The following is a 16,329-nucleotide window of genomic DNA, read 5'->3' as shown; positions in this document are numbered from 1 at the left end:
TATTGGTCAACACACAAACCGATCGTAAGTTTCTTAAAAAAATAGTTACAACTCAAACCTATGCAGTTCGGCGTAGCGCCTGGCATACTGTAGCTCAAGGTCAAAAACCTTATCGGTAATTTCGTAAAGGAATGTAACCTCGTTAAAGAAATCGATTACCGAAACCTCACCTGCCTCAAGGGCACGCTGGGTTAGCTCCAGATTATTGTTGCTCTTCAGGGCTTTTCGTAGCTCGTCGAGCTGCGATTTGATACTCAGCGTTTGCTGATACAACTCCTCAAACTCCAGCTCAAGCATTGCCCTCTGGCTAAGCGCATGGGCTTGCGATGAGTTCAACTTAATGGCTGCAGCCCGCCGATTTCCAGAGTTGCCCCATAAAGGTATGGAAAGGCCAGCCTTGAAACCAGTAAAATGCTCTGCACCTGTTTGCTCCGACTGGTAACCAATGTTTAACTCGGGTAATCCCTGATGCGCTACCAGCAACTTACTCTGCTCGGCCATAGCCACCAATTGCTGGGTTTCTGCAAAGCGAGGATCGGACTGGGCAAACTGACTGAAAACGGTCTCCCTTTCGTCCAACGGTAAAAGCAAAAGCAGCGAGTCGGTCACAGCCAGCTCCTGCCCGCCATTAAGCAACACAATTTTGCGACGCAAAATATTTTTCTGCGACCTCATGCTGCTGGCGTTCTGCGTTGCCTCAACCATTCGTAACCGCGCATTATTCAAATCTATTGCAGTTGCCTGGCCAGCATCAACCTTTTTTTTGATAATACCAAGCATATTGCTGGCAAACTTTTCGCGTTGATTCAGCTCTGCAAGCATTCGTTTTGCATGAATATAATCCAGAATAACGTGCTTGGCTTGCAGTAAAACCTCCTGCTTTGCTGCGCTGAAACTCACATCGGCAAACTTATCGTTGGCTCTGGCCAGCTGATTGCGCTTAGCGTACACCGTGGGAAACTCGAAGCTTTGGCTTACGCCCCAGGCGTACTTTACACCAGCTCCCTCAACAGCGGGAAATCGCCCACCCTCAAGGGTTGGGTTGGGGGGTAACAGGTTAGTTCGAGCCTCGGCCTTTTGAAAATCCACTTGAGCCTTAAGCGCTGCAATGGCTGGGCTATTTGCCTCAATTTGATTAAGGGCATCGTTAATACTAACCTGTGCCAACGATGTGAGGGTAATGGTAATTAGCAGTAATATTGATGTTATGTATTTCATACTAATATCGTTTCAATTGGTTTATGATGATTGCGTCGCAAGACTGGTTGCTGTTTCGAGCAATAAACTATACGTGCGACGCACTTACTCTTCGTTAACAACCACGGGCTTAAGCTCGTGGTAATTGATATTTAACCCCTACGGGGTTATCTAGTCATTCTTCCCTTCTAGCCTATCCCTTCTTTTATCGTAAACCATATAAATTGCTGGGACTACGAAAATATTGAGGAGGATGGAACTAAGCAATCCGCCTAGAATTACCACCGCCATTGGGCTTTGAATCTCGTTACCCGGCTTATCGCCCGCTAGGGCAAGCGGAATAAGAGCCAGCGCCGTGGTTAGGGCTGTCATGGCAATGGGCAGCAACCTATCGCGCGAGCCCTCAACAATCCTGTCGATTAGCGAAAGTCCCTCCGTTTTTAGCGCTTCGTAGCGCGATATGAGCAGGATTCCGTTTCGGGTGGCAATGCCAAAAAGCGTAATAAACCCAATAATAGCTGGAATGCTTAGCATACCCGACGATATCCAAATAGCCATAACTCCACCTATTAGTGCAAAGGGTAGGTTTGCCAGCACTATGGCCGAAAGCGTTGGCTGACGCAACTCGTGGTAAAGCAGCAGGAATATGGCAGCAATGGAAAGGATTGATGCCAGTAGCAATCGTTTTGTTGCCTCCGCCTCGCTCTCGAATTGCCCACCATACTCAACCCGATACCCCTCGGGTAGAATTACTTCAGAGCCAATTCGCTCCTTAATATCGTTCACCACGCTCAGCTGGTCGCGATTGGCCACGTTGATATTAATAGCAATCTTACGCTGCACATTCTCGCGGTTTATGGTATTTGGCCCCGATGCGCTTACCACGCTGGCCACCTGACCCAGCGGAACTTTATTCCCACTATCGGTATCAATTGGCGCATCAACAATATGGTTGAACGAGTTACGGAACTCATCATCGAACCTTATCACCATGGGGAAACTCTTATCGCCTTCAAAAACATCCGAAACTTTTGCTCCGCCAAATGCGGTATGCACAAATCTGTTAAACTGATTGGTTGCAATACCATAGCGAGCAAGCATTTGCCTGTAGGGCTGAATTTGCAGCTGGGGAATCTCTACCTGCTGCTCCACGGCCAAATCGGCAATGCCCTGAATGTCGGCAATAGCCTCGCTAATCTCGGTACCAAGGGTGTGCATCATATTCAAATCGTACCCAAAAATTTTAATGGCAATATTGGCCTTGTGGCCCGAGAGCATAGCATCGATACGATGGCTTATGGGCTGACCCACCTCAACCACAACACCCTCAAGGGTGTTTAGCTTATCGCGCACCTCGCGCAGAAACGCCCATCGCGAACGGCTGCCCAGCATATATGGCGCATCAATCTCCGACTGGTTCACATCGAACGAATGCTCCGAGAGATGCGACCTACCAGTTCGGCGAGTAACCGAGGTAATCTCGGGAATTGAAAGGAGCAGCTGCTCGGCCTTATTCCCAATATCATTGGAAACACCCAACGAAACGCCTGGCACAGTAGCCAAATTTATGGTAAGCGACCCCTCGTTGAATGGTGGCAAAAAGCTGCGCCCCTGCATTAGCAGCACAACAACCGACAAAGCAAACAGGCTAACGGCACTGCCAATAATCACCTTTTTATACCTAAGCGATTTACGAAGGATATTGGCGTAAGCGGCAGTCAGCTTTTTCTCCACCCAGCTGCCCTTGGCATTGCGCTCGAGCTGCTTTTGGCTGGTAAGCATATAGCTACACATCACCGGGGTAAGGCTAAGCGCCACCAGCGTTGATGCAAACAGCGAAACAATAAACGATATCCCCAGCGGCTTAAGCATTAGCCCCTCCATCCCGCTAAGGAAAAACAGCGGGATAAAAGCCACCACAATAATTAGCGTTGCATTGAATATTGATGAGCGAATCTCTACAGAGGCATCGTATACCACTTTCAGCATAGGCCTCTGCTCCGCCTTAGGCAGAATATGATTTTGCCTAAGGCGCTTGTACACGTTCTCCACATCAATAATGGCATCGTCAACCAGTGAGCCTATAGCAATGGCCATACCGCCCAAACTCATAGTATTGATGGTTAACCCAAGCCAGCGAAGCGTTACAAGCGTAACCAGAATGGAAATTGGAATGGCCACCACGGTAATAATTGTGGTACGGTAGTTCATCAAGAATATCATAAGCACCACAACAATTAGTATGGCCCCCTCTATCAGCGCCTTTTTAACATTGTTGATAGATGTATTGATAAAGGTAGCCTGCTCAAAAATATCGGTGTGGATTTGCACATCGGCAGGCAGCGTGCCCTGTAAATCGGCAAGAGCATCTTTTATCTTTTGGGTAAGCTTAAGCGTATTCACATTGGGTTGCTTGGTTACGGTTACAATTACCGCATCGGTGCCCCGATACGAACCATCGCCCTCCTTTGGGGCAGCACCAACTTTTACGGTGGCCACATCGGCAATGGTAATAGGATAGCCATTGGCTGTTTTTATTACCGTACTTGCAATATCGTATGGATTACTGGTGCGGGCACGGCCAACAACGGGATACTTATTGCCGTACTCCTCAATAAAGCCACCGGCCACGTTGGTGTTTAGCTCATTACAGGCAGTTAGCAGCTCATCGAGCGAAACGTTGTAGTGCTTCATCTGAAGCGGATTGGCAAGGATTTGATACTCCTTATCCTCGCCTCCGATGTACGAAACCTCGGCTACGCCGCCTATGGAAAGTAGCAAGGGACGAATTGTCCACGAGGCAATGGTATGCAAATCGAGCGGCGATGTTTCCTCCGATGTTAGGGCAAAAAGCATTATCTCGCCCATAATGCTCGATTGTGGCATGAGCATAGGCCTGTCGACCCCGCTGGGCAGCTCGTCGGCCACAAACATAAGGCGCTCGCTCACAATTTGGCGTGCGTTGTATATATCGGCCCCCCAGTCAAACTCGACCCAAATGGTTGAAAGCCCCATGCTAGAGGCTGAGCGTACACGGCGAATGCCGGTTGCCCCATTTACCGATGTTTCGATTGGGAAAGTAACCATCTTCTCCACCTCTTCGGGCGCCATACCCGGAGCGGGTGTCATTACCACCACAGTGGGTGCGTTTAGGTCGGGGAACACATCAACCTCGGTGGTTGTGGTAATCCACGTGCCACCAACCAGCAGCATAAGGCCAAGCATAAGCACCAGCAGGCGGCTATTTAGTGAGTATGATATTATTTTGTTTAGCATAATTTTGTTGTGGGTTGTATGTTGTCGGTTGTTCGTTGTTGGCTAAAAACCGACAACTGATAACCGACAACCGATAACTGTTCTAGTGTACATGCGCATGCTCGGGTAGCTGGCCCGACATTTGCGAAAGTTTAATTCTCGATACATTTGCTGTGGCTACATGGTCGCCCACCTTTAATCCTTGGGCAATGCGTACCATCTTGCCATCAGTTCCATCAATGTGCACGTAGCGTTTCTCCCAGCCTTCATGGCTCTCGACAAAAACGTAGTAGTTGCCAAACTCCTCAAGCAAGGCTGTTTTAGGAATGGCAATTGAATTTGTCTCAGTGGCAGATTTGAGGTAAACCTCTATGTATGTTCCCGATATTAAATCGCCCCTATTATCAATCTCAAAAATAACAGGGATGTAGTAACTGCCTTGCGCGGTGGACTTACCCCAGGAAATAAGTTTACCGTTTAACTCTTGAGTTGAAAAGACTTGCCCATTATATGGGGTGATAAAGTTTGCCGTGCGGATATTCCCAAGAGATGCCGCTGCCCGTTGGGGCATCTCGGCTTTAACCACCAGCCTACTGTTTTGCGCGATGGTGAAAAGCGGTTGACCTGCCTGCACAAACTCCCCTTCGGCAATATGGATACGCTTTACGAATCCACTAAAGGGTGCAAGCACTTTTTGGCCACCATTCTCATAATTTCTGCGGATATTATTATAGGTTAGCTGGCTTGTTTCGTATGCCAGCTTAGTATCGAGATACTGCCCCTCCGAAATAATGGTGTCGGCTACCAGCTTTTGGGCACGCTCGTAGTCCACCTTAGCTTTCTCGTATTGCGCTTTGGCCTCTAGGAAACCCGCTTCCAAATTATCATGCACCAGCGCACCCGAGGTAAGAGTAACCAACGTTTGATTTTGGGAAACCGCCACACCCTCCTGCATCGATTTGCTTGCAAAAAACACAAGCCCATCATGATTGGCAACTACAATCTGCTCGTCGCCGGGCGATTGAAGAATTTCTCCACCAACGCGTACCGATTGGCTAAAAGGCACCTCGCTAACATGAATTACACCGTACTCTTCATGATCATGCCCATGGTCATGCTCCTTGTGGTCATCGGCGCCTGCTGCATGTGAATGGTGGTGAGCATGCTCATGATCGTGGTTATGATCGCACTCATCGGTATGCACGTGAGTATTGGTTTTCGCTTTGGCTGGCGTATGGTCGTGAGAATGATCGTGACCACAGCCCAACAGCTCATGCCCTTGGTTGTTTTGGCATGATGCTAACGCTATAGCAATAATTGCTACTATTGAAAAGATTTTCATTGTGATTAACTATAAGGTTATGAATGAAAAAGGGAAATACAACTTTTTAAGAAGCCACTTAATTTATCCTTGCGTTTAAATCAAAATATTACACAAAGAGCACTAAGACGGCACAAAACGGAATAGTGGGAATTCTATACGTTCCCTAATATCAACCTAATAATAGATTGTATGTTACTAAGCCACTTAGGATGATATTAAAAGTTAAGCGGAGGGTGGCCCTCTGAACGAGAAGGTGTGGAAATACTCCGTTTCGGAGAAAACGGATTGGGGAATATGAATTGGCGTTTTGAGTAGTTCGAATACGCCGTACTGCTCGGCACAATGCTCGCAGGCATCGAAATGGAAATCGGAATGATTGCGCTTTAACTCCTGCGAATGAACCTGAATTTGAGGCTTGAAATTCTCGAACTTAATGTTCGAAAGAATGGTGCATGGCTGCACATCGTTGCTCTCGGTATCGTTATGCTCATGCGAATGGCAACAGGTATGCACCTCACCAGCCGAACTGTGGTGATGGTGTGGAATGGCCTCGTGCAGCATCATCCCGCTAAGGATAAGTAGCGCCGTTAGCTTTACCAGTATGTTTACCATTTGCTTCACAGGGCAAATATATGAAAAACTAAATACAACAGCACTACCAACTTATGGGGATTTTGGTAGATGGTTATCAGTTGTCTCTGCCTGACTGCCTGCCCGACTACTGCGGTCAGGCGGGCCGTCAAGGCAGGCAGGGATGACAGGTTTTCCGTCTTCTTAGTTTCAGCTTTCGACCCTTCGGCAGGCTCAGGGCATGCTTTCTACTTTCGAATATCAAAACACATAGCTCAACTAGTTTCCAACCACGAAAATCCAACAATGTATAGGAAGATTATGCTAAGCAATATACCATAAACTAAAAAGCCCAGCCCAAATTCAACTCGATATGCCAAACCGAAATGTGCAATGGCAGTGGAGCCAACTCGGAAAACAAACTTGAGCTGTTCTCATTGTAAAAACTCTTTGGGTTAAAACATAATCCTATGCCAAAATTGGGTTCCACAATAAAGTGTCCAATCATAAAGGTGTACCCAGCCGAAACTCCCCCTCCAAGAAAAATCCCATTCTTATCAATCGGAACGTTCTCGGAGTATCCATTCGCCTGAGTATAGATTCGTTTGGTAAGCACTCTGTGTCCATACATTGCATCGGCAAATGCGGCTATGTATAATCCTTTGGGCAATACTTTCTCAGGTTGGGACATATAATAAAGCTTGTAGCCTACCCGCAGGCCAGTTTTTCGAATTATATCGTAGGATGTTTCACTGTATTCAGCGGTATAGTCGGGCATATTATCGGTAATTATCTGCGTATTGTGAATAAACCCAAGCTTTAGGGCAACTTTGGGTTTTACCGAAAACTCAGCGCTTACACTTGTTCCTATCCCATATCTGTCAGAATATAAGGAACTCCGTATGGGTAAAACTACATCGGTACGTAACGACCATTGTGCAAACCCTGAAAGGCTAAAGAGAGACAGGAATATACCACTGAAAATTATGTGTTTACAAGATATTGTCATCACGCTTAATCGTAGTTTCGCTTAGGAGGTAATAATTAATGCTAAATCAACTAGAAGCTTACCCTAAAATTGGCAATGGTGTTACCTATGCGTGGGTCATTGGTTTTAGGAATTAAGTTGGCATTAGCTGCACCTAGCACTCCCATTGGATTAATTTGAAAGCTAAAGTTTGAAGCCTGAGAGGACTTATCTTTTCGGGTTTCTCTGAGAACCCAGTCGGACAGGAAGAATCCGCCAGTTGCACCAAGAGCAGTTAGCCAAAGGAAACCTGTTTCTTCAGCCTCGACTAAAATACCAAATCCGGCACCAATTAGTCCCCCGGCAAATGAACCCAGAGGGATTAGATTTCCCTGCTGGCGAGTGTAATCGTATCCTTTTGTTTTATAGATACCATAGGCCAACCCGCCAGTTGCACCAGCGGTTAGCATACCAATTATGGCTCTTTCGTTGCTAACATCGAGTGTCTCCATAAAAACCCCTCCCCAATAGGCACCCAGCGCTCCCAATGCATTGATTACCGAAGCATCGCCGTGGGTAATTGATTGGCTTTTATATAGGTGATGAGCAGCAAGGAACCCGCCAGCAGATCCCAGCATGGTCGTCGCTCCGTATAGCCTGATCTGCTCACTCTCAGAAGCCAGAAATGTAAGTGCAGCCCCATAGGCTGCTCCCCAAAGCCCCCCACTACCCATTATACTGGCATAACCCCATGAAATGCTATGCTTCTTGGCAAGCGACAAAGCCAAAATACTCTCGGTAATACTAAATGCAGTGGTAAAGCCCAAAATTGTTTCGAAACTACTGTCATCCTCGCCAAGCAGCAGCATATTGAGCGAAAGTCCATGGGTAAAACCAGTTGCTGCACCTAGGGTATATGCCCTCTCCATCCCATTAGTGATGTCATGCTTATTGGTAGCAAAAAGAGGGACAAAAAAACCAGCACCACCTATTAGCATATACGATGCGGTGTAAGCCTTGTAATCTCTCGCTTTTAGGGCCGTTGGCACAGCCCAGCTATAGTATCCTAATGAGTATGCCGAAGAGGAAATTATCAACCTACGCCGAGCCTCTTGAGTAGGATTGTCATACTCTGAGGTTACGCGCTGCTTTGATGTTGCGCTAATCTCTGAGCATATCTGCTCAACCTCTGTTCTGGTAAGGGGGATTCTGTCCACCTTGAAAATACCACCCTCCTTATACACTACATGGAGTTCAAAACCCTGGTCGAGCTGTTGAAGTGTTGCCTGCTGAAAATCGTTGTAATGTTTTAGCCTACTAATACTCGATGCCATTCGAGCATCTATTGTAGATATACCCTCGCAAATGGGTACCATGGCATCTTGGGCAAATACCAATTTGGAAAAACTTAGGAACAGAACTATTATCCAAAACTTTATTGGGTCGATTCGTAAAGTATTCATAGGTTATCATTTTAGGTCCAACCGTGGTTTATTGTACAACAAATATAAGTGATGTAAATATCCATTAAAAATGGATATTATTTTAAGTACAACGAATAATTATGGATTGGTGATTAAACTGTAAACTATGGAGAAAGATAAACCAAAATATTGTATGCCCCACAATACCATACTCTACCTTTTGCAAATAACGCAAATGTTCTTTGCGATAATCTTGAAAATTGAAAAACATCTAACTAGAACAAAATCGAGATCAGCTCTACAGCTGCAACCCGTACTGCTTCATCTTATTGTAAAGCGTTTTGCGGTCGATATTAAGTATAGATGCCGCTTTGCTCTTGTTGTAGCGTACTTTTTCGAGGGTTGTTAGGATTAACTCGCGCTCCGCCATCTCCTTAAGATCCCTTAGGTTTTCGGGTTGCTGCTGATTGTTGACAAGGGGACTTTGCTTACGTAGCTTGCCCGACACAATTTCGGCTGGTAAACTTTTGGTTCCCAATGTGTTTCCCTGCTCAACAAGCACTGCTCGCCTAATCACATTGCGAAGCTCGCGTATGTTACCCGGCCAGCTGTAGTGGCTAAAAACCTCCATGGTTTCGGCAGAGAACCCCCTCACGTTTTTGCCAAGCTCGGCATTGGCCTGCGAAAGGAAATGATTGGCAAACTGAGGAAGATCGTTAAGTCGCTCGCTCAAGGGAGCCACATGTATGGTAAACTCGTTAAGCCTATGGAAAAGATCCTCGCGAAACTTACCCTGCCTAACAGCTTCCTGCAGGTCGTCGTTAGTGGCAACGATAATACGAACATCTACCTTAACCTCGCGATTGCTACCTATGGGCTTTATGCGACGTTCCTGTATGGCGCGCAGCAGGTTTACCTGCACCTCGTACGACAGGTTGCCTATCTCATCGAGGAAGAGTGTGCCACCATTGGCCACCTCGAACTGCCCTGTTTTGTCGGATATGGCTCCTGTAAACGACCCCTTGATATGGCCAAAGAACTCGCTTAGCGCCAAATCCTTCGAGAGGGCACCGCAATCGACAGCCACAAACGGCTTGCTGCTTCGGTGGCTCTGGTTGTGTATTCGACGAGCCACGTACTCCTTGCCCGTTCCACTATCGCCTTGAATTATAACCGACAGGTTGGTTGGGGCAACCAGCTCAACATGCTCCTTCACCAGCAAGGCGTTGTCGCTCTCACCTTCAATAAAATCAGACGATTTTTCTTTTGAAGATACTTTTTGCTTGGGCTCCTTAACCTCCTTGGTACTGGTTTGCGATAGAAGACTTTGAATGGTAAGCGTAATCTCATCGGGGTTGATGGGCTTGGCCACGTAGTCGAAAGCACCAAGCTTAATGGTCTTAACGGCCATACGGATATCGGCGTAGCCTGTCATAATTATTACTCCTGCCTCGGGCTTTTGCGACTTAACCTCACGCAGAATATCTAGCCCAGAGCCATCGGGCAGGCGGTAATCGGTAAGTACAATATCAAACTCATCGGCAGCGAATTGCTTAAGCGCCTCGCTCACCGAGAAAGCCTCTGAAACGCTATGTCCCTTCTTGCTGAGAAAGGTTTTAAGCATAATACAGAAGCTGGAGTCGTCGTCAACTACAAGGATTCTAGCCATTTGCGACCAAGCGTTATTTGTGTTCCCCAATAAGCTAATATAGGAGCTTAATATCAGAAATCAAATACATCCGATGAATTAGCACACCTGCAAATAAATTTGTCAACTTGCTTAACCTTTCGAATGGGCTGGTAATAAAAATAGTTGTAAATTCATGCTGTTAGTGATTATAATCATACATTTTAGCAACAGTAATAAAGCCGAATTGGTGAAGAAAATAATTATTACCATCATTCTGGTTTGTGGACAATTTCTTAGCTCGTACTCCACGAACTCTTACCAAGAGCTTGTTTTCGCAAAAGCCGACTCCCTTTATGACGCTGGTGAGGTGGATGCGGCTCACACCCTTCTCGACGAGTACATAGCATTAAACCAAAACGCTCCGAAAATCAGCTACACATCCATATCGGAGGCTCACCTCAGGAAAGGGCTATTCCACCGTTTAGCGGGGGCAAACCATAAGGCAAGCCATCAAGCAGCTGAATCGTTAAAGTATGCAGTGCTTGCAAACGACTCGTCGCAAATAGCCAATGCTTATCGCGAGCTGGGGTACAACTATGTAATTGTTGGCAAATACCAAGAGGGGCTAGAGGCCTTCAGCAATGCCCTTGTGATTGACGAAAAGTTTGATGATAGGGAAAACATTTCAATTGACATAAACGCCATAGGAAAGATTTACGAGATTTGGCGCCAGTACGACAAGGCGCTTGAGTTTTTCTTCAAATCATTAGCTATTGCTCAGGAGAGCAACAATAGGAATCAAATTGCTGTACGCATGGCCTCCATTGCTTCGGTTTATAAATCGCAGCAAAAATTTGACCTTGCGCTGGAGTGGTTAAAAAAATCGCTGGCTCTTGAGGAGGAGTTGGGGAATGTTGTTCCCAAGGGTTATCGGCTCGACCAAATTGGAGAGGTGTACACTTTACAAAATCAATATGCGCTAGCCGAGGAGTACTTGCTGCGGGCACTTGCCATCTTTCAGGAGCACAGGGTATACGTATCGGAGTCGATTGTGCTAAATCATCTTGCCCTAAATCATTTCAAAAAGGGAGATATCCAAACAGCTGTTGACTACTACAACCAAAGCCTTGCCATTGCTCAAAGGGTAAGCTTCACGAATATGATCCTTAAGAACTACAGGGAGCTATCGCAGCTCTACGAGCAATTGGGCAACACCTCCAAGGCTTTGGATAACTATAAGCAGTACTATGTGCTGAAAGACTCGGTATACAACGAAAGAGCCCAAAAACAGCTGATGGATTTTCAGGCTAAGTACGAAACCGAACAAAAGGAGAAGGAGCTGGCCCTGCTAAATCAAGAAAAAATTGAGCAGGAGCTTAAGCTGAACCAAGCCAATCAGCAAAAATATCTAATGATAGGCTTTTCGCTGGTATTAATCATCCTTTTAGGATCGCTCCTCAGCCGATTTAACATCAAAAAGAAAACCCAACGGCAGCTAACCGAAATTAACGCGAGGCTCAACGAGCTAAACCACTCCAAGGATAAACTCTTTTCGGTGGTGGCCCATGATTTAAGGAACTCCATTGCGGGCTTCTCAACCATTGTGGAAACGCTAAACAGCCGGTACGACAGCATATCAGCCGATAACATAAAGCACTACCTTGGGGAACTTGCCCAGTCGGCCAACGCGCTTAAGGGGATGCTTAAAAATCTTTTGGGCTGGGCGCAATCGCAGCAAAACAATATTCCCGTGAAGCTGGAACCAATTGTAATTTGCGAGGTAGTTGATGAGGTTGTGGCACAGGCAGTACCCGTGGCAAACCTAAAGGGAATAGCCATTACAAAGCAAGTTGCCAGCAGTTTCAGCTTGGTGGCCGATTACAATATTTTGGAAACCGTTTTGCGAAACCTCCTATCCAATGCCATGAAGTTTAGCAAAAGTGGTAGCACTATCGAAATATCGGCAAAGCAACAAAACAACCTGCTTGAGATTATTGTGAGCGACCAGGGCGTGGGCATGACCCCCGAGGAGGTTGATACTCTGCAAAACACCAAATGCTTTGCCCAGGCCAAACCAGGACTTGATGGCGAAAAGGGTTCGGGACTGGGGCTGATGATATGCAAAGATCTTCTCCAAAGAATATCGGGGAGTCTACTTGTGGAGAGCGAGCCGGGACAGGGAAGCCGATTTACCATTGCATTGCCATATATTACAAACAATGAAGACTAAAATTGCCATTGTAGACGACCACAGGATTATTCGAGACGGCATAAAAGCCCTCCTTCTCGGCGATCCTAACTTTGAGCTGGTGTTTGAAGCGGCCAGCGCCCAGGGCCTAAAAGCAAGTATTGGAGACACGCGCCCCGACCTTGTTCTGCTCGATATTATTCTACCCGACATTTCTGGCCTCGATCTAATAGAGTTTTTCAAAAACAGCTACAGCTGCAGAGTGCTTATGCTAACTGCCGAGATGGATGAGGCCATTGTGTGCGAAGCTGTTAGTAAGGGTGCCGACGGCTTTTTAAATAAGGACTCATCGGGCGAGGAGCTGATTTTTGCCATGAAAACGGTGATGGAGGGAGAGCCCTACTTTGGTCAAAGCCTATCGTCGATTGTTTTCCGAAGCTTCAAAAGGAAAATTGATGAGCTCAAATCAATTAAAGCGATGCCCCACATTAGCGATAGAGAAAAGGAGATTATTCACCACCTTAGCAATGGGCTAAGCTTTAAGGAAATTGGGTCGAAGCTGTTTATTAGCCCCCGAACCGTTGAGAACCACAAAAACAACTTGCTGGAAAAGCTTGAGCTTAGAAATTCCATTGAACTAATAAAGTTTGCCATTAAAAACGATATCGTTTCGCTTGAGTAAGTACTACTCCCCTTCTCAATAAACCTATTAAAAACAAGCGATAAGTCGAGCATTTTAACCAATCGGTATTCAAGAAACTGTTTAAGTTTTATTCCTACAAAACACTTTACTAATTGCCACGGACTTAAGCCTGTTGGACAAGTTTGCTACAAAAATGGCTTTATCATGCCTATGTCGGTAGACACGCCAAATTCAACAGTGCTCTTATTGGGCCTGTCTACCACCATAGCCTTCTGTTTAATATCGTTTTCTCAGCAAGCATAGTGCCCTCAGGGCTCTTTGGTTATGCCCTCTTACTTTCTCCTTAAATGAGAAAGTAAACAAAGAATCAGGTGAAACAATGCTGCCACCCGCCCTTCCAAATCCTAAGCCCCATGGCGACGTAAGCGATTTGGATCGCACCGAGCAGATTGCTCACCCTTAGCATACCTGGGTTTTCAAAGTTTCCTCATCGTTCTACTTGTAATCCACCAATGCGCTCCAAATCGAACGCAAGCGCCCTCGCACATGGGGCTAAGGATTTGGCATTCCCGCCAACTCTCCCGCCCGTTTCACCTTCCCTCCGCACCTAGCTCATTGCAATCTGCTAGTATTCTCTACTTCATTCCTCCTTAACTAGTTTTTGGACTTTCGAATTGCTCCTCCCTCTAACTGCTGCCAGGCTAAGGCCCATATTACTTTTTACATATTAACTCCCGTGGCAATTATTAGAAACTGTTTAAATTTTGAAATCTCAATTAACAGCCGCCCTCGTTAGAGCCTGCCTGGCCGTTAGGCAGGGGCAAATAGCGATTGAAAACTAGTAAAAATTTAACGAAGCACCCCAGAGAGGGTGCAATAAAGAAAAAATATCTATTGCGCACTCTACGAGGCGCTAAGATTTCAAGAAAGTATTTTTCCCATCGCTATTTGCCACCTACGGGGGCTTTATAAAAAATTATAATTTAAACTTAAACAGTTTCTTCTATGTTGAAAATATATGGTTCTACCACGACTTTAATGGAAGATTCTTAACATAGTTATAACATTATCGGTGCGCCTGCCTGCAGCAGGCAGGCGCACCTTACCCCGTTGGATTTGTTTAACTTTTATACAAGTATTTACGCCCTGACTGCCATCAGGCAGGTGCTCTGCAGCTAATGTTTAAATGGTTCAAAAACGTATAGGTGCGTAGTACCGGTGATATTTGTAAAAAGAAACTCTTCTAATGTAAAAAGCAGGTGCAGGCGCACCGATAATATTGAAATGCTAAGGTTTTGCTTTATATTGAAGCACACAATATTTTAATGTAAATGAGCGACCCATTAAAGTCGTGGTAGAACCAAATATATAAGGTATATCCCATCTCTAAAGTTTGGGTTATTACCCTGGATTCCCCCTTCCAAAACCCTTCGCTCATGGGCACCCAACATCACCATCGCGGCTTGTAACCACAGATTTACGACACCCCCTTCCTAATTCCCCTATGCAAAATGAGGGTTTTCCCTCATGGTAATGCGCTACGGCTCAAAGTAACTTTGGTATATAAATAATTAAGTCTCCCCGTGGGACATAACCCAAATTTATTAACCAAAAAATCTGTATCATGAGAACAATTCAGCAAATCCTATCGACCATTCAGCGCATTCTTGGGATTTCAAACTCTATCCGCAGCACCACTAAAGGCGTTAAGCGCGAAGCATCTGCCATGACCAATTCGTCGAAATCCAAAGGCAAAGAGAATGAAATTAGCTAATGATGTACTAACCCACTAACTACACTGCTATGATTGACACGAAAAAAACGCTACAAGAGGCCAATGGCTACTTGCGAAATGCAGAAAGAAGCATGTTTAGCGGAAAGAACGACGAGGCCGTGGAGCTGCTAAACAAGGCCGATGAGATTTGCACTGAGGCAAAACAGCAGACCCCCGACGATTTTCAGGTGAAGTCGCTGATGCAGAAAATTGAGAAGCTTCGCAAAGATTTGGAGCGAAAAGGCGTGAGCACTCGCCCTGGCGGGAACAATCAGCTCCCCTTCGAAGCCCAGGCTCAGCTTAATCGAATCCGCGATCATATTGTTAGGAAAGAGCTCGAGTGGGCAAAGCGCGAGCTCGACACCTACTACTCTCGTTTCGCTGGACCACTAACCGATATCCCCGAAATAAAGGAGCTGGCTGAGCACATTAAGCTACTTGAACAAGAGGAGCGAGCCAACGCGCAGCAAAAAGCCGAGGCCAACAGGGAGATGGAGGTAAAGGCTCAGCAGAACGAGGAGCTGTGCAAACTCTGGGTCGATAGGTTTAAGGATATCCCCTATTTCGATGGTGCTCCCCAAAATATCCCCGGACTCCTTGAGCATAAGAAGAGTTTTGCAAAAGCTCAGGATCTGCTAGCCGAATACAGCCAGGTGGCTTTTGCTAGCCAAGTAACGATTACCCTCGAGAGCATTGTTACCGACACCAAGATGCGAGTTCAACAATTCCCCAGTCGGTTTGCCGAAACCTCCAAGCTGCTGGTAGACGAGGTTGGCAAGCAGATTAACGACAGGATAGAATTTCTGAACCGCGATGTCGATTGGATTAGCGATAAGAACCAGAAACCTTACCTAATTGGTAAAAAGGAGATTGATGGGTTTACCCAACAAATAGACGAGCTAAGACCCCTATTTACCGACTCGTCCTCAAGCCTCGAGTCGGTGCTCAACGCCCTATCGAAGCTCATAGAGCTTAACGAGAGCCGCAAGCAGGAGCGCAGCAAGCTAACAACCATGAAGCCCGAGGCTATTACCGATCCCGAGGCAGCAGAGCCCAAAGCGGCAGCACTCATGGCGCTTAGCACCTCAACCCCCAACGCTAAGGTGCTTAGGGTAGCCGTTGTTAAACCCTGGGAGAGCAAAAGGGTTGAGGAGTGGGCCGATAGCACCAAAACCCAGTGGGTTGTTAAAAACATTAGCGAAACAACGGTGCAAGTTGCGGCGGAGCTGCCCGATGGGTTATGCAAGCTGTACACTATGCATGTTGAGAAGGAGGTTGCACCCAACGGATCATTTGGTACCCCTCGAAGCCACATTATGTTCGAAGAGCTAATGGCAAAGGAAAATATTTAGCTGGT

11 protein-coding genes are annotated in these 16,329 nt (G+C 46.2%); 4 read left to right on the top strand and 7 right to left on the bottom strand.

Translation table 11 applies throughout. From position 1 onward, the window contains the following. Positions 1–45: 45 nt before the first annotated feature. From G8O23_RS11025 to G8O23_RS10995, 7 genes are all read right to left on the bottom strand, one after another. Complete coding sequence (locus G8O23_RS11025) at positions 46–1,218, bottom strand: TolC family protein (protein ID WP_166364749.1); 1,173 nt, start codon at positions 1,216–1,218, stop codon at positions 46–48. Between the two features lie 150 nt (positions 1,219–1,368). Continuing rightward, positions 1,369–4,473 carry an efflux RND transporter permease subunit gene (locus G8O23_RS11020; protein WP_166364748.1) on the bottom strand — a complete coding sequence of 1,035 codons (3,105 nt, stop codon included), beginning with the start codon at positions 4,471–4,473 and terminating at the stop codon, positions 1,369–1,371. 82 nt (positions 4,474–4,555) lie between these two features. Next, on the bottom strand, positions 4,556–5,794 hold the full coding sequence (locus G8O23_RS11015) for an efflux RND transporter periplasmic adaptor subunit (RefSeq protein WP_166364747.1): 1,239 nt from the start codon (positions 5,792–5,794) through the stop codon (positions 4,556–4,558). Between the two features lie 204 nt (positions 5,795–5,998). After that, on the bottom strand, positions 5,999–6,388 hold the full coding sequence (locus G8O23_RS11010) for a hypothetical protein (RefSeq protein WP_166364746.1): 390 nt from the start codon (positions 6,386–6,388) through the stop codon (positions 5,999–6,001). 301 nt (positions 6,389–6,689) lie between these two features. Next, complete coding sequence (locus G8O23_RS11005; RefSeq protein WP_166364745.1) at positions 6,690–7,355, bottom strand: DUF3575 domain-containing protein; 666 nt, start codon at positions 7,353–7,355, stop codon at positions 6,690–6,692. A 50-nt stretch (positions 7,356–7,405) separates the two neighbouring features. Then, on the bottom strand, positions 7,406–8,776 hold the full coding sequence (locus G8O23_RS11000) for a hypothetical protein (protein WP_166364744.1): 1,371 nt from the start codon (positions 8,774–8,776) through the stop codon (positions 7,406–7,408). A 259-nt stretch (positions 8,777–9,035) separates the two neighbouring features. Then, positions 9,036–10,406 carry a sigma-54-dependent transcriptional regulator gene (locus tag G8O23_RS10995; RefSeq protein ID WP_166364743.1) on the bottom strand — a complete coding sequence of 457 codons (1,371 nt, stop codon included), beginning with the start codon at positions 10,404–10,406 and terminating at the stop codon, positions 9,036–9,038. Positions 10,407–10,614: 208 nt separating this feature from the next. On the opposite strand from G8O23_RS10995, the gene G8O23_RS10990 reads away from it, so the two are divergent. The 4 genes from G8O23_RS10990 (at position 10,615) to G8O23_RS10975 (ending at position 16,324) form a co-directional block, all read left to right on the top strand. Continuing rightward, the gene (locus tag G8O23_RS10990; RefSeq protein ID WP_166364742.1) at positions 10,615–12,597 is read left to right on the top strand and encodes a tetratricopeptide repeat-containing sensor histidine kinase; all 1,983 of its coding nucleotides are present in this window, start codon (positions 10,615–10,617) and stop codon (positions 12,595–12,597) included. Further along, the gene (locus tag G8O23_RS10985; RefSeq protein WP_166364740.1) at positions 12,587–13,237 is read left to right on the top strand and encodes a response regulator transcription factor; all 651 of its coding nucleotides are present in this window, start codon (positions 12,587–12,589) and stop codon (positions 13,235–13,237) included. Before G8O23_RS10990 ends, G8O23_RS10985 begins: the two co-directional genes overlap by 11 nt. A gap of 1,585 nt (positions 13,238–14,822) precedes the next feature. Continuing rightward, positions 14,823–14,972, top strand: coding sequence for a hypothetical protein (locus G8O23_RS10980; RefSeq protein WP_166364738.1), 150 nt, complete (start codon positions 14,823–14,825; stop codon positions 14,970–14,972). 29 nt (positions 14,973–15,001) lie between these two features. Continuing rightward, positions 15,002–16,324, top strand: coding sequence for a hypothetical protein (locus tag G8O23_RS10975; RefSeq protein ID WP_166364736.1), 1,323 nt, complete (start codon positions 15,002–15,004; stop codon positions 16,322–16,324). Positions 16,325–16,329 lie beyond the last annotated feature (5 nt).

It is taken from the genome of Perlabentimonas gracilis (assembly GCF_011174675.1).
Classification (GTDB): domain Bacteria; phylum Bacteroidota; class Bacteroidia; order Bacteroidales; family Tenuifilaceae; genus Perlabentimonas; species Perlabentimonas gracilis.
Note: the sequence above shows the minus strand (reverse complement) of the source record. Positions and strands in the feature narration are given on the sequence as shown.